This is a genomic window from Qingrenia yutianensis (assembly GCF_014385105.1).
Taxonomy (GTDB): domain Bacteria; phylum Bacillota; class Clostridia; order UMGS1810; family UMGS1810; genus Qingrenia; species Qingrenia yutianensis.
Genome location: NZ_JACRTE010000002.1, coordinates 117,935 through 140,320 on the forward strand (window position 1 = coordinate 117,935; position 22,386 = coordinate 140,320).

The window sequence follows — 22,386 nt, forward strand, 5'->3', positions numbered from 1 at the left end:
TATACGAAGGAGTAAAACAATGATATCACACGGTAAGAACATCAAAATCTTTACTGCCAATGCAAGCAGTGATCTGGCAAAAAAAATTGCAGAGCATCTCGGCGTTTCGCTCGGTGACGCTCAAGTAGGCAAATTCTCGGACGGTGAAATTTACGTTAACATTAACGAAACTGTCCGCGGTTCGGACGTTTTCGTGGTTCAGTCCACCTGCGACCCCGTAAACGACAACCTTATGGAGCTTCTTATTATGATTGACGCTTTCCGACGTGCGTCCGCAGGCAGAATTACCGCTGTTATGCCCTATTTCGGCTATGCAAGACAGGACAGAAAAGCAAAGGCGCGCGATCCGATTTCGGCAAAGCTTGTTGCAGACCTTATCGCAACCGCAGGCGCAGACAGAGTTCTTACGATGGATTTGCACGCTCCTCAAATTCAGGGATTTTTCAATGTTCCCGTTGACCACCTTCTCGGTGTGCCCGTTTTGGCAAAATTCTTCAGAGAGGAAATGAAAGACGTTTTGGATAATATCGTTGTTGTATCGCCCGACCTCGGCAGTGTTACAAGAGCGAGAAACTTTGCACAGCGTCTTGACGCTCCCATCGCGATTATCGACAAAAGACGTCCGAAAGCAAACGTTTCGGAGGTTATGAACATAATCGGCGACATCAAAGGCAAAACCGCTATTCTGGTAGACGATATGATTGACACCGCCGGCACAATCACAAACGGCGCACAGGCACTTATCGACCGCGGTGCAAGCAAGGTTTACGCTTGCTGTACGCACGGCGTTCTTTCCGGTCCGGCTATCGAGAGAATTAAAAATTCGTGCATCGAACAGCTTGTTATGCTCGACACAATCACTCTTTCGGACGAAAAGAAAATCGACAAAATCAAAACTCTTTCGGTTGCTCCCATTTTCGGCCAGGCTATCGACAAGGTTTACGAGGAAACTTCAATCAGCACATTGTTTATCTAAAAAGTATACATAACGGCGGTTTTTCCGCCGTTTATTTTTCTTATAAAAACGCAAAACGGCAAAATATTTTATTTTGCCGTTTTGCGGTGCATAAAAAGAGGTGAAAATAAATGTATCTTATTGCAGGTTTGGGAAACCCCGACAAAAAATACAGCTGCACACGTCATAATATCGGCTTTGACGCGATAGATATGATAGCAAGGGAGATTAACTGCGACGTTAAAAAATTAAAATTCAAATCACTTCTCGGCGAGGGCAAAATTGCAGGAGAAAAGGTGATTTTGGCAAAACCGCAGACGTATATGAACAACAGCGGTGAGGCAATCCGCGATATTTCGGCGTTTTACAAAATTGAGCCGAAAAACATCATAATTTTTCACGACGACATAAGCCTTCCTACGGGCAGAATAAGGCTTCGTCCGAAAGGCAGCGACGGCGGTCACAACGGGCTGAAATCTATCATTTATCAGCTTGTGAGCGACGAATTTCTGCGCGTGAAAATCGGCGTCGGCGCGCCCGAAAACAAAAATTACGACCTTGCGGACTATGTTCTCGGCAAATTTACAAAGGACGATTTGAAAAAAATCGTTCCCGTTCTGAAAGAATGTTTCAAAATTTCCGAATGTATCATTAAAGACGGAATGGCAAACGCTATGAACAAATACAACGGCAAAGAATTTTAATTTTTATATTGTATAAAGAAAGGAGCGGTTACAAATGAAAGCACTCGCAAAATTAAACAAGCTTTATCCCGAACTTTGCGCCGCGGAAAATGCCTTAAAATCGGGCAAAACTCCGATTTCGGTTTCGGGCGCGACGGGCTCGGAAAAAAATCAGCTTATATATTCGTTTGCCGAAAACACCGGCAAAAAGGCGCTTGTAATCGCTTCGGACGAACTCTCGGCAAAGGAAATTTACGCCGATATTTCATCTATGAGCGGTGAAAACGTTTTGTTTTTCCGCGCAAAAGAATATGTTTTCTACGACGTTGACGTATCCACGAGAGAAATCGAGGCAGAGAGAATTAACGTTATAAAAAACATAAAAAACGCAAAATATATCGTCACAAGCGCGGCGGCAATTATGCAGTACACCGTCAAAAAAGAAATTTTCGATTTCTACAGCAAAACCTATTCCGCCGGCGATATTATCGACGTTTCCGCACTTGTGAAAACGCTCGCCGAAACAGGCTATAAACGCGTTTCGCAGGTTGAAAGCCACGGTCAGTTTTCAATCCGCGGTTCGATAATCGACATATTTTTGCCGGGTGATATTTACGGCACGCGAATTGAACTTTTCGATGACGAAATAGATACAATGCGAAGCTTTGACCCGTTAACGCAGATGTCGCTCGAGAGCATTGACAAATTTGAAATTTACCCTGCGCGCGAGCTGATTTTTGACGAAGAAACCAAGAAAAACGTGCTGAAAAAAATCAAGGCGCAAAAGAACGAAAATCTTTTGTCCGACGCGCAAAAGCTTGAAAACGAGGGATATTTCCCGTCGCTTGACAAATATATTCCGTATTTTTACGATAAACTCCCCACCCTTTTCGACTACATCGGCGCGGATTTTATAATATTTGCAGACGAACCCGCGCGCGTGCTGGACAGAGCGCGCACCTGCGAAAAAGAACAGCACGAAATTATTTCGTCTATGCTGGAAAAAGGACTTTTCCCGAAAATCAGGGGCGAATACACGCTTGATGCCGACAGTGTTATTTTAAATTCAACAAATCACGCATTTGTGCTTCTAAACGCGGTGTCACATTTTCAGCTTGACATTCCGACAAAAGAGCTTGTCAACGTTGCGGCAAAAACATTGCCGTCATACAGCGGAAAAAGCGAATTTCTGGTGGACGATTTAAAATACTGGAAAAGCAGGAATTACCGCATTATGCTGTTTTTGTCAAGTGAGGACAAGGCAAAAACCGTGAAAAATTCGCTTTTTGAATACGGAATTGAAGCGGTTTTGTGCGACAGCTCTGACAATCTTCCCGAAGAAGGCGAGATTTTCATATGCGTCGGCGCGCTTGAAAAAAGCTTTGAATATCCGTCCGTAAGATGCGTATTTTTAAGTGACAATTCATCATATACCGTGCAGAAAAAGCGCAAGGTTAAGGCGAAAAACAAGCGCAATGCGATAAAAAGCTTCGACGAACTCAAAAACGGCGACTATGTGGTGCACAACACGCACGGAATAGGTCAGTTTGTCGGCATAAAGGAGCTTGACGTTGAGGGCATTGTGCGCGACTACATCAAAATAAAATACCGTTCGGGCGATTATCTGTACGTTCCCACAAACCAGCTTGACCTTTTGCACAAATACGTCGGCGCGGAGGCGAAAAACGTAAAACTCAACAAGCTTGGCGGAACGGACTGGCAGAAAACCACCGCGCGCGTTAAAGAAAGCGTGGCGGAGCTTGCCGACGACCTTATTAAGCTGTATGCGGAACGCAGTAAAATCAAAGGTCACGTTTTTGCGCCAGACTCGGCTTGGCAAAAAGAATTTGAGGACAATTTTCCGTATGAGGAAACTGCCGACCAACTGCGGTGCATTGCCGAGGTTAAAAAGGATATGGAGGACGGCAAATGTATGGACCGTCTTTTGTGTGGTGACGTCGGCTACGGCAAAACCGAGGTTGCACTCCGCGCGGCGTTCAAATGCGTTGAAGAAAGCTTTCAGGCTGCGTATCTTGTCCCTACAACCCTGCTTGCACAGCAACATTACAACACGTTTAAGTCTCGTATGGAAAACTACCCCATACGTGTTGAAATGCTGTCGCGTTTCCGCACAAAAAAACAGCAGGCGGAAATCATAAAAAAACTCAAAAGCGGTGAAGTTGACGTTGTTATCGGCACGCACAGGCTTTTGCAAAAGGACGTCGGATTTAAAAATCTCGGACTCCTTATAATCGACGAGGAACAGCGCTTCGGCGTCGGACACAAGGAAACAATTAAAAAACTTAAAAGCAACGTAAACGTTCTTACATTGAGCGCTACGCCCATTCCGCGGACGCTTAATATGGCGCTTATCGGCATACGCGATTTGAGCGTAATAACCGAACCGCCGCAAAACCGCTATCCTGTGCAGACATTCGTTTTGGAGCGCAGCGACGCGGTTATACAAAACGCAATAGAGCGCGAAATGGCGCGCGGAGGTCAGGTGTACTATCTTTTCAACCGCGTGGAAAATATCGACCTTAAAACAAGCGAAATACAAAAAATGTTTCCCGGCAAGCGTGTTGTTTCGGCGCACGGCAAAATGAGCGAAACACAGCTTGAAGAAATTATGATAGATTTTCTAAACGGCGACATTGACATTCTCGTTTGCACAACCATTATAGAAACAGGTCTTGACGTTGCAAACGTTAATACGATAATTATTGAAAATGCCGATAAAATGGGACTTTCACAGCTTTATCAGCTCAAAGGACGCGTGGGACGTTCAAATCGTCTTGCATATGCGTACCTCACCTACGAAAAAAACAAGGTTCTCGACCAAACCGCGCAGAAAAGGCTTCAGGCAATAAAGGAATTTACCGAGTTCGGCTCGGGATTTAAAATTGCAATGCGCGACCTTGAAATTCGCGGTGCGGGCAATCTTTTGGGAAAACAACAGCACGGAAATATGAACCTTGTCGGCTACGATATGTACTGCTCGCTTTTGGAAAGCGCGGTTGCGGAGTTAAAAGGCGAAAAAGCGCAGATTGCGTTTGACGTTAACATCGACCTTAAGTTAAGCGCGTACATTCCCAAAACATATATTGAGGACGAAAACCTCAGAATGGACATTTACAAAAAAATTGCCTCAATATCCGACGAAGAAGATATGTCGCTCATCACCGACGAGCTTATCGACCGTTTCGGCACGTTTGACAAAAACGTTGAAAATCTTATTGACATTGCATATATAAAATCGCTTTGCCAAACTTTAAGAATTTCGGACGTTACGCAAAAGGACGGATTTATCAACTTCACCATTGAAGATAACGTCAACCCGAAAGTTATCGTCGATATTCTCGCCGACAAGTCGTTAAAGCTTATGTTTTCGTCGGGCGAGAAGTCGTATCTTTCGAGCAAATGCAGTGAGGATATACTTTCAAATATTAAAATTATATTACAAAAGCTTGCAAAACTCACATCTTGTGTATGATATAAGTTATACTATGCTTGTGAAATTTTTTGTATAATTTTTGGCGTGCAGGCATCAGAGCTCCTGATCTTGCGCCGTACATACGAAAGGATTGAGTATTATGAAAAATTTTAAAAGATTTGCCGCGTCCGCGCTTGCGGTGTTCGTGCTTTCGGCAAGCCTTGCAGGGTGTGCGGTTACAAAAACAACCTCGCTTGCAACCGTAGACGGCGAAACGGTTACGGCAGACGATTTTTACCAGTATTTCCCGTCAGTTCAGTCAAGTATGCTCTCCGAGGCAGGAATTAACACGAGCGACAGCGACGCGGTTGCGAATTTTTGGAAATCTACTGAAATTGAAGGCAAAAACGCACTGACCGTTGCAAAGGAAAGAGCGCTTAACGAAGCTGTTAACGCGGTTGTGCAGACCAAAACCGCCGAGAAAATGGGCATCACCTTAACCGAGGACGACAAAAAGCAAATCAGCGACTACAAAACCTCTACAATTCAGCAAAGCTACGGTTCAAAGTCGAACTTTATAAATCATCTTAAAGAGATGAACACAACCGAAACGGCATATGACAAAGCGCTTACCGCATCGCTCATTTCGTCAAAGCTTTACAGCGAGGTTTCAAAAGGCGACGAATATAAAATTGACGAAAAGAAAGCGGAGGAAGAACTCAAAAACGGTGAGAAAATCACCGCAAAACACATTTTGTTCTCCACCGTTGATTCGCAGACAGGTCAGTCATACGACGACGCTAAAAAAGCGGAAGTAAAGAAAAATGCAGAGGGCACGCTTGAAAAAATCAAGTCGGGCGCAGACTTTGATGCGCTTATGCAGGAGCTTTCTGAAGACCCCGGTCTTGCACAAAATCCCGACGGCTACACATTCGGCAAAGGCGAAATGGTTGCTCCGTTTGAGGAGGCGGCATTTGCGCTTAAAGAGGGCGAAGTAAGCGGTATTGTGGAATCGAATTTCGGCTATCACATTATAAAAAGAGTTCCGCTCACCATCTCGCAGTCGGATATTGACAGCAAAGTTAAAGAAATGCAGAACAAGGTTTTTGAAGAACAAATCGACAAATGGAAAGCCGATATGGAAGTATCCATTGACGAAAAAGCACTATCAAAAATTAAAGAAAACTGATATATGAAACAAGGTCGTTTCTCCTCACGGAATGAAACGGCCTTTTTTGTTGACATTTCGGCAAAAAAATACTATAATTTAAGATAGGTTTAATCATCAGGAGGGACAAGAGATGAAGCTTTCACAAATTTTTGCAGAGAAAAGACCTACACTTTCGTTTGAAGTGTTTCCGCCCAAAACGAGCGACACATACGACAGTGTGAAATTCGCCGCGGAAAAAATTGCAAGTCTTAAACCCGATTTTATGAGCGTAACCTACGGTGCGGGCGGAGGAACGAGCAAATATACCGCCGATATTGCAGAGGATATTCTCACAAAACACGACGTAACTCCGCTTGCGCATTTAACCTGCGTAAGCTCGGACAAAAAGACGGTTGAAAACACGCTTTTCTCCCTTAAAGATAAAAAAATTGAAAACATTCTCGCGCTCCGCGGTGACATTCCGAGCGGTTTTGAAAACGAAAACCGCGAATACAAATATGCGTCGCAGCTTGTATCGGACATCAAAAAATACGGCGATTTCTGCGTCGGCGGTGCGTGCTATCCCGAGGGTCACCCCGAGGATTTAAGCGTTGCGGACGGAATTAAGCATCTTAAAGAAAAGGTGGATGCCGGATGCGAATTTCTCACGACGCAGATGTTTTTTGACAACAATATTTTATATTCGTTTTTGTATAAAATCCGCGAAGTAGGCATTACCGTGCCGATTGTTGCCGGCATTATGCCTGTCACAAACGGCAAGCAGATAAAGAGAATTTGCTCTCTTTCGGGAACGTATCTTCCCCAGAGGTTTAAAAGCATTGTAGACCGTTTCGGCGACAAGCCGTCCGCTATGAAACAGGCGGGAATTGCATACGCGACTGAGCAGATTATCGACCTTTTTGCAAACGGCGTCAATGCGGTGCACGTTTATTCTATGAACAAGCCCGACGTAGCGGAAAAAATTCAGCAAAACTTATCGGAAATTATATTGAAAAAGGATTGAAACAATGCTTAAAATACTGCACTGCGGCGGCGAAAAACTGAATATTCCAAAAAGTGAAATCATTCGCTACGCTGGCGGTGCGGACGGTGAAACACTCAATTTTGCGGTTGAAAAATGCTTAACCGAGCTTTTGCCGAAAATATCGTGCAAAGCGTGTTATGACGAATTTGATGTAAAATCGGACGGTGAAACGCTTGATTTCGGCTTTGCAAAGGTGAAATCTCAAAAGCTTGCAAAAAATCTCGCAGGCTGCAGACGCGTTGTGATTTTTGCCGCGACGCTCGGTATCGAAACCGACCGCTATTTGCAGAAATGCTCGCTTATATCGCCTGCAAGCGCGCTTATCGCGCAAAGCACTGGCGCGGCGGCGATTGAGGAATGGTGCAACAACATCTGCGAAATTTTAGCGTCGGAAAAAGCGCCGATGTATCTTCGTCCGCGGTTCAGTCCGGGTTACGGCGGCCTTTCGCTGTCAATCCAAAAAGACATAATATCGGTTCTTGACTGCAACCGAAAAATCGGACTTACCCTCACCGACTCGCTTATGCTCACCCCCACAAAATCGGTCACGGCATTTGTCGGGCTTGGCGAAAACAGGGAAAACTGCACCGGCGTCGGCTGTACGGCGTGCGATTTGAAAAACTGTGCTTTCAGAAAGAAGAAAACTTGTTTTGAACAGGAGAATTAAATGAACTTAACCGAAAAAATCAAAAATCAGCGATTATATTTTGACGGCGGAAGCGGAACGTATTTTCAGGCGCGCGGTTTAAAACCGGGCGAAATGCCCGAAATATGGAACATCACCAATGCGGAAACGGTAAAACAAATGCACCTCGACTATTTAAAGTCGGGCAGTGACATCATTACCGCAAACACATTCGGCGCAAATATCCTTAAATTTGACGGTAAAAACGGCAGATATTCGCTTGAAGAAATCATATCGTCGGCGCTCAAAAACGCAAAAGACGCGATAAAAACGTTCGGCGTACAGGAAAAATACGTTGCCCTCGACATAGGTCCGACGGGAAGGCTTCTAAAACCGCTCGGCGACCTTGACTTTGAGGACGCGGTAAAAATCTTTGCAGAAACTGTGAAACTCGGCGTAAAATACGGTGCGGATTTGATTTTGACGGAAACAATGAACGACGCGTACGAAACAAAAGCGGCGGTTTTGGCGGCGAAAGAAAATTCGTCACTGCCCGTTTTTGCGACAAACGCATACGACGAAAGCGGAAAGCTTATGACGGGAGCATCGCCGTCCGCAATGGTCGCACTGCTCGAAGGCTTGCGCGTTGACGCATTGGGAATAAACTGCAGTTTGGGTCCCGAAAAAATGATGCCCATTATCCAAGAAATTTTGAAATATTCGTCAACGCCCGTGATTGTAAACCCGAACGCAGGACTGCCCGTTGTGCGTAACGGAAAAACGGAATACGACGTTTCAAGCGCGGATTTTGCGCGGTCTATGGAAAAAATCGCAAAAATGGGCGCGTCAATCCTCGGCGGCTGCTGCGGAACTACTCCCGAATATATAAAAGAAATGAAAGCATTGACGGAAAAAATTGAATTTTCGCCCGTGCAAAAGAAAAATTACACTGTTATTTCGTCTTACACACGCACGGTTGAATTTGGAAAAATTCCTGTTTTAATCGGCGAAAGGATAAATCCCACCGGCAAAAAAGCAATGAAAGAGGCGTTAAAATCAAAAAATTTTGACTACCTTTTGAAAGAGGCGGTTTCACAGCAGGAGGACGGCGCAAACGTGCTTGACGTAAACACGGGACTGCCCGAAATCGACGAGGTTAAAACACTTTTAAACGCAGTATCGCTGATACAGACGGTGTCCGATTTACCGCTCCAGATAGACACCTCCGACCCCGAGGCAATGGAAAAGGCGCTTCGCATATACAACGGAAAAGCGCTTATAAACTCGGTCAACGGCAAACAGGAGGTTATGGATAAAATCTTCCCTCTCGCGGCAAAATACGGCGGTGTGATTATCGCGCTGACGCTCGATGAGGGCGGAATACCGCAGGACACCGACGGAAGAATGAAAATCGCAAGAAAGATAATCGGCGAGGCGAAAAAATATAACATCAGCGAAAAAGACATCATTTTCGACCCTCTTGCAATGACGGTAAGTTCTGAAAAAAACGGCGCGCTCGTCACGCTCGAATGTATAAAAACCCTGCGCAAATCGGGACTTAAATCAAGCCTCGGTGTTTCAAACGTTTCGTTCGGACTGCCGAAACGTCCGATTATCAACGCGTCGTTTTTCACAATGGCAATGCAAAACGGTCTTGACGCGGCGATTATAAATCCCCACTCCGCCGATATGATGAACGCATATTTTGCGTTCCGTGCGCTCTCGGCTATGGACGAAAATTTTGAAAAATACATTTCGTATGCGTCAAAAACGGCTGAGGCAGAGAACAGTGCGCCCCAAAAAACGGCGCAGAACAGTGAAATCACGCTTAAAACCGCGGTTTTGAAAGGTCTTAAAGACGACGCGTCGCTATGTGCGCAAAATCTCTTAAAATCGCAGGACGCACTTAAAATAATTGACGAAAGCATAATTCCCGCGCTTGACGAAATGGGTGTTAAATTCGAGAAAAAAGAGGCGTTTCTGCCCCAGCTTTTGATGAGCGCGGAGGCGGCGCGGTCGGCATTCGACGTTATAAAAACAAGCATTTTATCGAGCGGAGAAAAGCGCGAAAAACGGTGTAAATTCGTTCTTGCAACGGTGAAAGGCGACATTCACGACATAGGCAAAAATATTGTGAAGGTACTTCTTGAAAACTACGATTTCGACGTTATCGACCTCGGCAAGGACGTTGCGCCCGAAATCATAGCCGAAACCGCCGTGAGCGAAAACGCGCCTATCGTGGGATTGAGCGCGCTAATGACCACCACCGTGCCTGCAATGGAGGAAACGATAAAGCTTGTCCGAAAGGTTAAGCCCGACTGCAAAATTGTGGTCGGCGGTGCGGTTTTGACCGAAGAATACGCAAATATGCTGGGCGCCGACAAATACGCGAAAGACGCTATGGAAACTGTTCGCTATGCGTCGGACGTTGATATACAGATTTTGAAATAAGGTGTTGATAATGGAGAATTTTTTACTTGCTTTAGAGGTGATATTTCCGATAGTTGTAAATCTCGCGCTGGGCTACACAATGAAACGTGCAGGCATATTTGACGATACAACCGTCAAAAAAATGAATGCAAGCGTTTTTAAGGTTTTTCTGCCATTACTGCTTTTTTACAACGTCTGCACAACCGACGTGAAAACCGCTTTTGATGCGAAACTTATAAGCTACTCGGTGTTAAGCATTGCAGCGTGCTTTCTCATTTTGCTCATTATTGTTCCGCGGTTTGAAAAGGACAACAAAAGGCGCGGTGCGCTTATTCAGGGCATTTTCCGCAGTAATTTTATAATTTTCGGTATGCCCGTTGCAATGTCGCTGTGCAATCCCGAGGATATCGGCTCGGTGTCGCTCCTTATCGCGGTAATCGCGCCGACGTTCAACGTTCTGGCGGTTATAACAATGGAAATTTTCCGCGGTTCAAAAATCAACGTTTTGCAGATTATAAAGGGAGTTATAACAAATCCGCTCATAATCGCGTCGGCATTGGGACTGATTTTTGCGGGACTTAACATTCAAATTCCGCCACTTTTAAACAAGTGCATTTCGGATATAACAAAAATCACAAATCCGCTCGCGCTCATTCTTCTCGGTGCGTCGTTTACGTTCGGCTCGGTGAAAGGCTATACAAAAGAGCTCATTGCCGGTCTTTTAGGACGTCTTGTAATCGTGCCTGCAATATTTTTACCGCTTGCGTCGGCACTCGGCTTCCGAGGCGGTGATATGGTTGCGCTTATGGTGCTTTTCGCCTCGCCCGCGGCGGTTTCGTCGTTTATAATGGCAGAACAGATGGATGGCGACGGCGCACTTGCCGGTCAGCTTATCGTGCTCGGCTCGGTTTTGTCGGTTTTTACGGTTTTTATATGGATTTTGATATTAAAAGGACTTATGCTTATATAAGTCCTTTTTTGTATGTTTGCAATTTTTGAAAATTTGTGATACAATATTTTGTAAGTTTTATTTTGAAAGGATTAAAAATTATGAAAAAAATTATATCGGCACTGCTTTTTACCGCGCTGATTTTCACATCTGCGCTCGGTGCGGACGGCATATCGTACGACGCTAAAAAGGCAGAAGTTTTGTCACAGCTTAACATTTTAAAGGGCGACGAAGACGGTTTCAGGCTCGACAGCTACCCCACCCGAATTGAGGCGGTTATAATTATGCTCCGTCTTACGGGCAGTGAGCAGACGGCGCTTGAGAAAAATCTTCATCACCCGTTTTCCGACGTTCCCGACTGGGCAGGCGCATATGCAGGATATGCCTATGCCTCGTCAATCACGAGCGGAGTATCCGAAAACGAATTCGGCACCGACGAACCGCTTACCGCCGACCAATTTGCAGCATTCGCGCTCCGTGCGCTCGGCTACGACGACGCAAACGGCGATTTCGACGTTGACAGCGCTTTAAAATTTGCATATGATAAAAAAATCATTTCCGCAAAGGTTGACGAAAAGGATTTTAAACGGCGCGACACGGTTTCAATTTTGTATGACATTCTGGGCGCAAAGCTTAAAAATTCCGACACAACGCTTGCAGAAAAGCTTAAAACGCTCGGAGTTTTTACCGACCGGGACGAAATTGAAGCAACAAAAATTATTGCGTCAATCTACTTTGAAAATTAGAAATTTAAAAACGGTACATCTTTAGTCCCACCCCGATAAGGAAACATTGGTTTTGAAATCCGTATTTTAAGTTTATACGTCGTCAAAAAGACACCGTATACGTCAGTATTACGTTGTCTTTTTTTCTTGTCTAAAGCTTAAACTACAATTTTCAAAACTGCTTTGCACCCTGAAAACAAAATTTTTTGACGAAGTTCAAGGCAAAAAAGTGAGTAATCCTGTCGGATTTCGAGCTTTTTTAACGCAGAAATTCGCAAAAAAGATGTTTAACAGGGCAATGCTTCCTTACCGGGTTGGGGCTTTCTGATATACCGTTTTTTTGTGAATTTTTGTAATTTTGTTTATTTTGTTAAATTCCGAAATATTCTTTTGCGTTGTTAAACGAAATGCCCTCGATTATTTCTTTCAAAACATCTTCGTCGTTTGCAAATTCGCCGTTTTCAACCCACGTGCCTATGATATTGCACAAAATTCTGCGGAAATATTCGTGTCTGGGATACGACAAAAAGCTTCGCGAGTCGGTGAGCATACCGATGAACGACGAGAGCGCGCCGAGATTGCCGAGAGCTTTCATCTGCGATACCATACCGTCGATGTTGTCGTTAAACCACCAAGCAGAGCCCATCTGAATTTTGCCCTTCACACCGCCTCCCTGGAAGTTTCCGAGCATTGTTCCGACTGTGTAGTTGTCGGTGGGATTGAGCGAATACAAAACTGTTTTCGGCAGCAAATCGTCTTTGTCAAGTTCGTTCATAAACTGCGACAGTTTTTGCGCGATTTTGTTGTCGTCTATCGAGTCAAAGCCCGCGTCCGCACCGAGTTTTGCAAACATTCTCGAATTGTTGTTTCTAAGCGCCGCAATGTGGAGCTGAAGAACCCAGCCTCGTTTTGCATATTCGCGCGCACAGAAAGTCAAAAATGCGGTTTTGTATTTTTCTTCGTCGTCCGATGAAATTTCACCGCCGTTAAGCGCTTTTGCAAGAATTTCGTCAAGCTCGCCTTCACTCGCTTTTTTAAACGGAACAAAGCTTACCGCGTGGTCGGAAATTTTGCTTCCCATTTTTGCAAAATGATCCATACGGCTTGAAATTGCCTTTTCAAGATCGGCAAATTTTTCAATTTTAACACCGCTCGCCTTTTCCAAAAGCTTTATGTAATCGGCAAAGTCGCTTTTTTCAACGTTCGCCGCCTTGTCGGGACGGAACGCCGGAACAACCTTTACCGAAAAATCTTTGAGTTTTTCGTGATATTCAAGGCTGTCAACGGGGTCGTCGGTCGTGCCGATAAGATAAACATTCGATTTTTCGATAAGTTTCTGTGCGGAAAAATCACCGCTTTTTATAATTTCATTCGCCTTTTTCCAAATTTCGGGCGCGGTTTTTTCGTTCAACGGTTCGTAAATACCGAAAAATCTCTGAAGTTCAAGGTGTGTCCAGTGATAAAGCGGATTTCCTACCGCATATGCCACGCATTTTGCATATGCCAAAAACTTCTCGTAGTCCGACGCGTCACCCGTGCAGTATTTTTCATCAACGCCCATACTGCGCATAAAACGCCATTTGTAATGGTCGCCGTAAAGCCATATTTCGGTTATGTTTTCATATTTTTTATCCTCCGCAATTTCCTTGGGCGAAAGATGACAGTGATAGTCGTAAATCGGCATATTTTTTGCGTAATCTTCGTACAGGTGTTTTGCGGTTTCGTTTTCAAGAAGAAAATCTTCTCCCATAAATTTTTTCATAGTTAACTTCTCCTTTCGGTTGCCTATGTTATAAATATAACACAATAATTTTTAAAATTCATTTAAAATATTGACAGAAAACATTGCAAATATTGATATATTGCTCGAAATTTGTTTGACAAATCGTGAACTTTATTGTAGAATATAAAATGTAGATTTGTGCAAAAATTTGACATTGCACAAAAGAAATTTTAAGGCAGTATGGTGATACGGAGGTTTATTATGACACAAACGGTAGCGGCAGTTTTATTGGCAATTTTCGTGGTTTTTATGGCGGCGATAGGCATTTACACGTCCAAACGCTCGCGCACTATGGAGGGATTTTTGCTCGGAGGCAGAAATATCGGTCCGTGGATCAGTGCATTTGCGTACGGAACGTCGTATTTTTCGGCGGTAATTTTTATCGGCTACGCAGGCAAAACAGGCTGGACGGTAGGCATTGCAGGAATTTGGATAGGCATTTTCAACGCGCTTGTGGGCTGCCTTTTGGCGTGGTTTTTGCTCGCAAAAAGAACGCGTCTTATGTCGCACCATTTGAAAGCGTCCACAATGCCCGAATTTTTTGCGGGACGCTATAATTCAAAAGCTATGAAAATTTACGCGGCGATAATTATATTTGTTTTTCTCGTGCCGTACAGTGCGTCGGTTTACAAAGGCTTGGGATATATGTTTTCGCAGATTTTCCCGATTTTCGGTGAAAACGGAAACACCGTATGTATGCTTATAATCGCGGTTTTGACGGCGGTTTACCTTGTTTTGGGAGGATACGTTGCGGCGGTTGTAACCGACTTTGTTCAGGGAATTATAATGCTTGTCGGCGTGGTTGTTATGTTGGCAATCGTCATCAAAAACCCGATTGTCGGCGGATTTAGCGAAGGTATGAGAAGGCTTTCGGAAATCGTTCCCGAGGGCAAAAGTCTTGTTTCGCTCACGGGCGGAAATATGCTTTCGTTTCTTTCTATGAACGTAATTCTCACAAGTGTGGGAACCTGGGGACTTCCTCAAATGATACATAAATATTACGCTATAAACGACGAAAAAGATATTCCCAAAGCGGCAGTGGTTTCTACCGTTTTCGCGCTTGTAATCGGCATCGGCGCGTACCTTACGGGAACATTCGGACGTCTTTATTTAAACAACACCCTCCCCGACGGAGGAAATTACGACGCGGTTGTGCCGACAATGCTTGTCACGGCGCTTTCGGGAAATATTTTCACAAACATAGTTCTCGGACTCATTCTTCTTTTGGTGCTTTCAGCGTCAATGTCCACCCTTTCGTCAGTGGTGCTTACGTCAAGCTCGGCGATAGTTGTAGACCTTTTGCCGGCGGTAAAACGAAACGTTAACCAAAAACATCAGATGATTTTAATGCGAAGCATCTGCTTTGTGTTTATAGCGGTTTCGTTTGTAATCGCGTCAATGAAAATCGCGTTTATTATGCAGCTTATGTCGTTCTCGTGGGGACTTGTTGCAGGCTGTTTTATCGGGCCTTACATCTGGGGACTTTACAGCAAAAAAATTACAAAATGCGGTGCGTGGGCAGGACTTTTATCCGGTCTTTTGACGGTTGCCGGCGTGAGCATTTTCAAAATGTCGTCGCTCGGAATTAAAGAAGGATTTGCAGCCGCGGCGGCAATCAGCCAGGACCTGGGCGTTATTGCAATGGCGATTTCGTTTGTTGTGACACCGCTTGTGAGCGTGTTTACGAAAAAAATCGACGCAAGCTACATTGACGGCGTATTTTCGTGCATTAAAAAATAGTTTTGGCATAAAATTCTGACATAAATAAAATTCTTAAACGGAGGCGCAAAATGCCGAGAGATACAAAAACGGAAATCAAAAAGGCTTTTTTAAATTTGCTCGGCACTACCCTTTTTGACAACATAACGGTTAAGGACATTGCCGACGAATGCGGAATAAACCGCAACACGTTTTATTATAATTTTGAGGATATTTATGCGCTCACCGAGGAAATTCTGCAAGAGGAAACAGAGAAAATCGTGACTGCGCACAAAACGCACCGAACCTGGAACGAAGGCCTTTCGGACGCGTCGAAGTTTGCAAAAGAAAACAGGCGCGCGATACTAAATCTGCACAAATCGTCAAAGTCGTTTTATCTTGTAAAATACTTTAAAAAAATTATTTACAATGTTGTAATTGAATTTGTGAACTTGCAGGCAGAAGATTTGAACATTTCGGAAAACGACAAAAATTTTATTGCGGGATTTTACACCTGCGCGCTTATGGGCCTTTTGTCGGAATGGCTTGACAACGATATGAAAGGCGATTTTGAACCCATCATCGAAAAGACGGGAATTTTGTTTGACAACAGCATTGCCGACGCGCTCAAAACGCTTGCGGAAAAATAGTTTTATGGCTTTATGTGCTTTTTTGTGCATAAAGCCTTTTTTGTCTGTTGATTTTTTTGAAAAAATGTAATATAATATTATATCATTTTTAGTATTTTTATGAAAGGCATTGAAGATATGAAAAAAGGAACCGGCGAAAAAACTTTTATGGAAAAGGCAGCGTCGCTGATTGTTGACAAACGCAACATTGTGATGCTTATATATGCAATCGCGGTTGTTTTCTCACTTTTCTCCAAAAACTGGGTAAAGGTGTGCAACGACATTACCGAATACCTCCCGTCCGACACCGAAACACGGCAGGGACTCTCGCTTATGGAGGATGAATTCGTAACGTTTTCAACCTCGCGTGTTATGGTTGCAAACATTACATACGACAAAGCGGACGCCCTCTGTGAGAAAATTAAAGACATAAAATATGTGGATATGGTGGATTTTGACGACACCGAAGACCACTACAAGGACGGCTGTGCGCTTTTTGACATCACGCTCGGCAGCGAGGACGGAAGCGAGGACACAAAAAAAGGTTATGCGGAAATAAGAAAAGTTCTTGACGGCTACGACACGTTTATTTCCGAAAGCGACTTTGACAACTCAAAATCGCTCAACGACGAAATGTCGGTCGTTATCGCGATTGTCGCGGTTATCGTTGTCGCTGTACTTCTTCTCACGTCGCAGACTTATATGGAAATTCCCGTGCTTTTGATTACTTTCATTGTGGGAATTATACTAAACAAAGGCACAAACTTTATTTTCGGCGAAATCTCGTTTGTATCAAATTCGGTTACCGCCGTACTTCAGCTTGCGCTTTCGCTCGACTACGCGATTATTCTTATTCACCATTACAGCGAGGAGCGCGAAAGATGCGATCAGCACGACGCGGTTGTGCGCTCGCTTGCAAAATCAATTCCCGAAATAGCGTCAAGCTCGCTCACCACCGTATCGGGACTTGCGGCGCTTATGTTTATGCAATTTAAAATCGGCTTTGATATGGGTATGTGCCTTATAAAATCCATTATTTACAGCCTTGTCTGCGTGTTCACGCTTATGCCGTGCCTGCTTATGCTTCTGGGCAAATACATCGACAAAACGCACCACAAAAGCCTTTTGCCCGATATTTCCTGGCTCGGCAGTGTGGTATACAAATTAAGAATTATCATTCCGCCGATTTTTATCGGCATAATCATAGCCGGATATTTCGTATCGTCAAACTGCTCGTATACATATAATGAAAATTCGTCCAAAACGATACGCAAAAACGAAACGCAGATTGCAAAAGAAACGATAGAAGACTATTTCGGTGCAAAAAATCTGGCGGCGCTTGTCATTCCGGCAGGCGACTATGCGAAAGAAAAACAGCTTATCGCGGAACTTGAAACCCACCCCGAGGTTGACTCGATAAAGTCGCTTTCCAGCATTGAGGCAAAAGACGGATATGTTCTCACCGACTCGCTCACACCAAGGCAGTTTGCCGAGCTTATGGATATGGACATTGACACCGTTAAGCTTTTATACACAATGTATGCCGCCGACAAGGAGGAATACAGCAAGCTTTTATCAAATATGAACGATTTCGGCGTGCCGATAATTGATATGTTCACATTTGTTTACGACCTTAAAACAGACGGATATGTGCATTTTGACGACGAATTAAACGACGATTTGGACGATTTGCACATTCAGCTTGAAACGGCGAAAAAACAGCTTTTGGGCGATAATTACACACGTATGCTGGTATATCTTGATCTGCCCGTCGAAAGCGAAGAAACCTTTGCGTTTATCGACACGGTTCATAATATCACCGCAAAATATTACGACAAATATTACTTTGTGGGCGACTCCACAAGCTGTTACGACCTTGCGTCGTCGTTTGCTACCGATAATATCGTCGTTTCGGTGCTGTCGCTTTTGTTCGTAATAATAATACTGTTCTTCACCTTCAAAAACGCAGGACTTCCCGTGCTTTTGATTATGGTAATTCAGGGCAGTGTTTGGCTCAACTTCTCGTGGTCAACAGTTTCAAAGGCGAACATCTTCTTCTTGAGCTACCTAATTGTAAGCTCAATTCAGATGGGCGCAAATATCGACTACGCGATTGTAATTTCCAGCCGTTATATGGAGCTTCGCGGAGATATGGACATCAAAAAAGCTATGAAAAAGTCGCTCAACTTTGCTTTTCCGACAGTGCTTACCTCGGGCAGTATTCTTGCGGCGGCAGGATTTTTGATAAGTATGTTATCAAGCGAACCTGCCATAGTTTCAATCGGTCAGACGCTCTGCAGAGGAACACTTATATCAATGTTCCTTGTTATGTGCGTACTTCCCGAAATTCTTCTTCTCGGCGACACAATTCTGGAAAAATCGGGCGTTAACATTAAAAAACCCGACATTGTGCGCAAGGAAACGGGCAGATTTTTGGTTAACGGCCGTGTACGCGGTTATGTGAACGCCTTTGTTGACGCCGACATTCACGGTTTTGTCCGCGGAGATATGGAGGCTATGGTCAACATCGACAATATTGAAAAGGAGGATACGGCAGATGAAAACAATGAAAAATATGACGAAAATAATGACGATCAATAAACACATCTCGCTCGTTCTCGCTGTAATAATGCTCCTTTCTGTTTTTGCACCGCTTATGTCATCTTTTGCAGACAGCTCCGATATTGTCATCAAAAACGAAAAAGACTATCTTAACCTTGTAAAAAAATGCAAAACCGACACGTGGTCTAAAGGCAAAACCGTAACGCTTGCAAACGACATAGACCTGTCGAAAACAGACTTCTCCCCCATTCCCATCTTCGGCGGTCATTTTGACGGCAAGGGCTACACAATATCGGGAATAAAAATAAACAAAAAAGGCTCTGCAACAGGACTTTTCAGGTATATTCAATCGGGTGCAACGGTGGAAAACTTAAACGTTTCGGGAGATATCACCCCCGACGGAACGCAGAAAAACATCGGCGGTATCGTCGGAAGTTTGAGCGGTACGCTTAAAAACTGCACATTCACAGGCAGCATAAAGGCAAAAACAAACGTCGGCGGTATTGCAGGATATGTCACCGACTCGGGTGTTATTGACGGATGCACATTTTCCGGAAGTGTTATCGCAACAAGCTACACAGGCGGTATTGCCGGTCAGAATTTCGGCACAATATCAAACTGTGAAAACAAAGGAGGCATAAACACCAAAAACACCGAGGAATCGAAAACCATTCAGGACGTTGATATTGACATTACAAATCTGCGCTCCACCGAAAATTTTGAGGCGGCAACCGATACAGGCGGTATTGCCGGCTATTCAAAGGGAAAAATTTCCGACTGCACAAACCGCGGAAACGTTGGATACAAGTCTGTCGGCTACAACACGGGCGGTATCTGCGGACGTCAGGCAGGATATCTTAACAACTGCACAAACTACGGCACAATAAACGGCAGAAAAGACATCGGCGGAATTGTCGGTCAGGCTGAACCGTATATCATTCTTGAATACGCGCGCGACGTGCTCGAACAAGCCAATGACGTTTTCGGACGTATTCAGGACATTGCCGATGACAACTCGCTTTTGTCCGGCACTGCTCTCGGCGACAGCTTTGACTCTTTAAACGATACCCTTTCGCGCATAAATTCGTCTGCCGGTGTTTTGTCGGACGATATGTCAACATATGCCGACAAAATTTCAGACAGCGCAAATGAAATTTCCGACCGCTTAAACACTGCAGTTGAGGACGCAAAAGGCGCGCTGGACGATGCCGGAAAGGGCTGTGACGCTCTTTCGCTCGGTATGAAATCTATGGAGAAAAGCGCCGAACAGCTTAAAAATATTGTGGACGATTTGCGCGATGCATACCATCTTGCAAACAAGTCGGACGGTCACCTTGACGACGCGATGTATTACCTTGAACGCACGTCAATCCGCACATCTATGGCGATTGAAGATTTATCCGACGCGCTCAAAAAACTCGAACGCGGTTCAAAGAAACTGCAAACGGCGTCAAAATCGCTCCGTCTTGCATTTCAGCAGCGCGACCAGGCAATTAAAAATTTAAAGGATATGTGGGACGCAATCGGCGATATTCAAACGGGAATTTCGGAAGGCAGTGCGTCGATTACCGAAATTGCAAAAATTTTAAAAGACCTTGTTGACAAAGGATACATCAAGGCGGACACTACCGAGCTTAACAAAAATCTTCTGGCGCTCGCAAAGGCATACAAAAATATTGCAATCGCTCTCGGCGACGTCCGCGACGGTGTTTTGATGATGGCGGAGGATTTTGATATGTATACCGTTGCGTCTGCATTCAAAACATTTGCCGAGGCGTTCGACAATCTCACCGAGGCGATCCACTATTTTCGTCTTGCGCGGGACGATTTTGACGACGCGATAGACAAGCTGGACGACGTTTCGGACAGTGCAAAAATCGCGGCAGACACACTCAAAGAGGGACTTTCGCACATAGCGGACTCGACGGATTATCTTTCGTCAAGCGTTAAAAAGCTTGCCGATATAGCGGACGATTTCACAAAAAAAGGCGCGGTTAAAATGCCCGTTGCGTCCGAGATTTTCGGCAATGATTTTGACAATCTTCTGGACGAAATGAAAAATATGCAAAATGATTTTACAAATATAAAAAATGTTTTGTCGGGCAAAAAAGACATTCTTTCGGATAAAATCGACGCCTTGAACGACGAAATCCGCCAGCTCCGCAGTGTGCTTACAAAATCGTATGACGACAACATTAAGGCGGATGACGACGGATTTGTTGAAGATGTTTCCGATATTGACATTTTAAGCACAACACAGGGACGAATTGAAGGTTCGCGCAACCGAGGCGAGGTGTACGGCGATATTTCGGTAGGCGGTGTTGTCGGCTCAATGGCGGTTGAATACGACTTTGATCCCGAGGACGACGTTAAGGACAGAGGCACAAAATCGCTTAAATTCACATACAAGACCAAGTGCGTATTACGCCGATGCGTCAACGAAGGCAAGGTTAATTCGGCTAAAAACTACGCCGGCGGTATTGTAGGCAGAATGGATTTGGGCAGTGTCCTCTCCTGTGAGGGCTACGGCGCGGTTAAAGCGAACGACGGCGACTATGTCGGCGGTATCGCAGGCGCGTCCGAAACGGTTATACGAAATTCTGCGGCAAAATGCACTGTTTCGGGCAATGATTACGTCGGCGGTGTTGCCGGAAAGGCAGATACGGTTTCGCACTGCTACACTGTTGTAACCGCCGAAGAACACGGAGAATATGCAGGCGCAATCGCAGGTGATGCCGACGATAAATCAAAGATTTCGGGCAATGTTTTTGTCGGCGGAGAGCTTGGCGGTCTTGACGACATAAACTACACCGGCAAGGCACAGGAGGGCGAAATTTCCGACTATGTAAGCTTTGTTAAATCGAGCTTTAATACCGATACCGAGTTTAATTTGAAATTTACGGCAGACGGAAAGCTCATCGCAACCGTACCTTTTAAATACCGCGAAGAAATCACCGCGGATAAAATTCCGTCAGTGCCCGAGAAAAAGGGTTATTACGGCAAATGGAGCAGTTATGACTTCACCTCGCCGGAATATGAAACGGAAATCGAAGCGGAATACTATCGGGATATTGACATTGTAGAATCGTCGCTCACGCGAGACGGCAAGGCAATTATGCTTCTTTGCGGTGCGTTTGACGACTCCGCGTCGATAAGAATTGCAAAAAACAGTCAAAATCACACCAAAATGAAAAAGGTTCTTGACTCATACACGGTAAAAATCGACGGCGACTACAACGATAAGCATACTGTCCGCTACCTGCCGTCCGAAAACATCAAAAAGGTTAAGCTGTACGCCGAATATGACGGCAAAATAAAAAAACTTAAAGCGAAAAAATTCGGCAGTTACCTTGAATTTGAGATTTCATCGGGCGATTTCACAATTTACGAAACACAGAAAAACTATATTTTGGGAATTGTGTTAAAATCACTGCTTGCGGTCATTATAGCGCTCATTATAGCTTTTATAATCAAAAACCGCAGAAAATTTAAAATGATTTTCAAAAAAATCAAACTCCCGAAATTGCCGAAACTTCCGAAAGCGGATATTAAAAAACTTCTGAAAGGCTGATGTAATTTTTAGTTTATATCAGGTAATCGGACGTTAAAATTTAAAGATATAGAAGCAACCGCCGCTGTCCTCAAACGGCGGTTGTTTTTGTTTGTTAAGGCGGAAAGTTTTAGGTAAAAATTCTTGACAACAACAGTTATTGTGTGGT

Annotated in this window: 14 protein-coding genes; 13 read left to right on the plus strand and 1 reads right to left on the minus strand. The window is 44.4% G+C overall.

The window, feature by feature from the left end; translation table 11 throughout:
* Positions 1-19 precede the first annotated feature (19 nt).
* The 9 genes from H8706_RS02480 (at position 20) to H8706_RS02520 (ending at position 12,016) form a co-directional block, all read left to right on the plus strand.
* On the plus strand, positions 20-976 hold the full coding sequence (locus tag H8706_RS02480; RefSeq protein WP_262431370.1) for a ribose-phosphate diphosphokinase: 957 nt from the start codon (positions 20-22) through the stop codon (positions 974-976).
* 110 nt (positions 977-1,086) lie between these two features.
* On the plus strand, positions 1,087-1,659 hold the full coding sequence (gene pth, locus H8706_RS02485) for an aminoacyl-tRNA hydrolase (protein WP_178347836.1): 573 nt from the start codon (positions 1,087-1,089) through the stop codon (positions 1,657-1,659).
* A 34-nt stretch (positions 1,660-1,693) separates the two neighbouring features.
* On the plus strand, positions 1,694-5,131 hold the full coding sequence (gene mfd, locus H8706_RS02490; protein ID WP_262431371.1) for a transcription-repair coupling factor: 3,438 nt from the start codon (positions 1,694-1,696) through the stop codon (positions 5,129-5,131).
* 100 nt (positions 5,132-5,231) lie between these two features.
* Positions 5,232-6,260, plus strand: a complete 1,029-nt coding sequence (locus H8706_RS02495; protein WP_262431372.1) for a peptidylprolyl isomerase — start codon at positions 5,232-5,234, stop codon at positions 6,258-6,260.
* Positions 6,261-6,372: 112 nt separating this feature from the next.
* The gene (gene metF, locus H8706_RS02500) at positions 6,373-7,245 is read left to right on the plus strand and encodes a methylenetetrahydrofolate reductase [NAD(P)H] (protein ID WP_262431373.1); all 873 of its coding nucleotides are present in this window, start codon (positions 6,373-6,375) and stop codon (positions 7,243-7,245) included.
* A gap of 4 nt (positions 7,246-7,249) precedes the next feature.
* A complete protein-coding gene (locus tag H8706_RS02505) occupies positions 7,250-7,933 on the plus strand; it encodes a vitamin B12 dependent-methionine synthase activation domain-containing protein (protein WP_262431374.1) in 684 nt (227 codons plus the stop codon).
* The gene (locus tag H8706_RS02510) at positions 7,934-10,342 is read left to right on the plus strand and encodes a homocysteine S-methyltransferase family protein (RefSeq protein WP_262431375.1); all 2,409 of its coding nucleotides are present in this window, start codon (positions 7,934-7,936) and stop codon (positions 10,340-10,342) included.
* A gap of 10 nt (positions 10,343-10,352) precedes the next feature.
* Entirely contained in the window at positions 10,353-11,291 is a 939-nt protein-coding gene (locus H8706_RS02515; RefSeq protein ID WP_262431376.1) for an AEC family transporter, read from the plus strand.
* An 80-nt stretch (positions 11,292-11,371) separates the two neighbouring features.
* Positions 11,372-12,016: an S-layer homology domain-containing protein gene (locus H8706_RS02520; protein ID WP_262431377.1), complete on the plus strand. Its 645-nt coding sequence runs from the start codon at positions 11,372-11,374 to the stop codon at positions 12,014-12,016.
* A 349-nt stretch (positions 12,017-12,365) separates the two neighbouring features.
* Here the strand turns inward: H8706_RS02520 and uxaC are convergent, their stop codons facing one another.
* On the minus strand, positions 12,366-13,757 hold the full coding sequence (gene uxaC / locus H8706_RS02525; protein ID WP_262431378.1) for a glucuronate isomerase: 1,392 nt from the start codon (positions 13,755-13,757) through the stop codon (positions 12,366-12,368).
* 222 nt (positions 13,758-13,979) lie between these two features.
* Between uxaC and H8706_RS02530 the strand changes: the two genes are divergently transcribed.
* From H8706_RS02530 to H8706_RS02545, 4 genes are all read left to right on the plus strand, one after another.
* Entirely contained in the window at positions 13,980-15,518 is a 1,539-nt protein-coding gene (locus tag H8706_RS02530) for a sodium:solute symporter family transporter (protein WP_262431379.1), read from the plus strand.
* 50 nt (positions 15,519-15,568) lie between these two features.
* Positions 15,569-16,126 carry a TetR/AcrR family transcriptional regulator gene (locus H8706_RS02535; RefSeq protein ID WP_262431380.1) on the plus strand — a complete coding sequence of 186 codons (558 nt, stop codon included), beginning with the start codon at positions 15,569-15,571 and terminating at the stop codon, positions 16,124-16,126.
* Between the two features lie 117 nt (positions 16,127-16,243).
* A complete protein-coding gene (locus tag H8706_RS02540; RefSeq protein WP_262431381.1) occupies positions 16,244-18,706 on the plus strand; it encodes an efflux RND transporter permease subunit in 2,463 nt (820 codons plus the stop codon).
* On the plus strand, positions 18,663-22,238 hold the full coding sequence (locus H8706_RS02545) for a GLUG motif-containing protein (RefSeq protein WP_262431382.1): 3,576 nt from the start codon (positions 18,663-18,665) through the stop codon (positions 22,236-22,238). Before H8706_RS02540 ends, H8706_RS02545 begins: the two co-directional genes overlap by 44 nt.
* The last annotated feature ends 148 nt before the right edge of the window (positions 22,239-22,386 follow it).

Excerpts from the sequence above, each read along its gene's own strand:
- H8706_RS02480 (WP_262431370.1), top strand. The coding sequence starts at position 20 with ATGATATCACACGGTAAGAACATCAAAATCTTTACTGCCAATGCAAGC.
- pth (WP_178347836.1), top strand. The coding sequence starts at position 1,087 with ATGTATCTTATTGCAGGTTTGGGAAACCCCGACAAAAAATACAGCTGC.
- mfd (WP_262431371.1), top strand. The coding sequence starts at position 1,694 with ATGAAAGCACTCGCAAAATTAAACAAGCTTTATCCCGAACTTTGCGCC.
- H8706_RS02495 (WP_262431372.1), top strand. The coding sequence starts at position 5,232 with ATGAAAAATTTTAAAAGATTTGCCGCGTCCGCGCTTGCGGTGTTCGTG.
- metF (WP_262431373.1), top strand. The coding sequence starts at position 6,373 with ATGAAGCTTTCACAAATTTTTGCAGAGAAAAGACCTACACTTTCGTTT.
- H8706_RS02505 (WP_262431374.1), top strand. The coding sequence starts at position 7,250 with ATGCTTAAAATACTGCACTGCGGCGGCGAAAAACTGAATATTCCAAAA.
- H8706_RS02510 (WP_262431375.1), top strand. The coding sequence starts at position 7,934 with ATGAACTTAACCGAAAAAATCAAAAATCAGCGATTATATTTTGACGGC.
- H8706_RS02515 (WP_262431376.1), top strand. The coding sequence starts at position 10,353 with ATGGAGAATTTTTTACTTGCTTTAGAGGTGATATTTCCGATAGTTGTA.
- H8706_RS02520 (WP_262431377.1), top strand. The coding sequence starts at position 11,372 with ATGAAAAAAATTATATCGGCACTGCTTTTTACCGCGCTGATTTTCACA.
- uxaC (WP_262431378.1), bottom strand. The coding sequence starts at position 13,757 with ATGAAAAAATTTATGGGAGAAGATTTTCTTCTTGAAAACGAAACCGCA.
- H8706_RS02530 (WP_262431379.1), top strand. The coding sequence starts at position 13,980 with ATGACACAAACGGTAGCGGCAGTTTTATTGGCAATTTTCGTGGTTTTT.
- H8706_RS02535 (WP_262431380.1), top strand. The coding sequence starts at position 15,569 with ATGCCGAGAGATACAAAAACGGAAATCAAAAAGGCTTTTTTAAATTTG.
- H8706_RS02540 (WP_262431381.1), top strand. The coding sequence starts at position 16,244 with ATGAAAAAAGGAACCGGCGAAAAAACTTTTATGGAAAAGGCAGCGTCG.
- H8706_RS02545 (WP_262431382.1), top strand. The coding sequence starts at position 18,663 with ATGAAAACAATGAAAAATATGACGAAAATAATGACGATCAATAAACAC.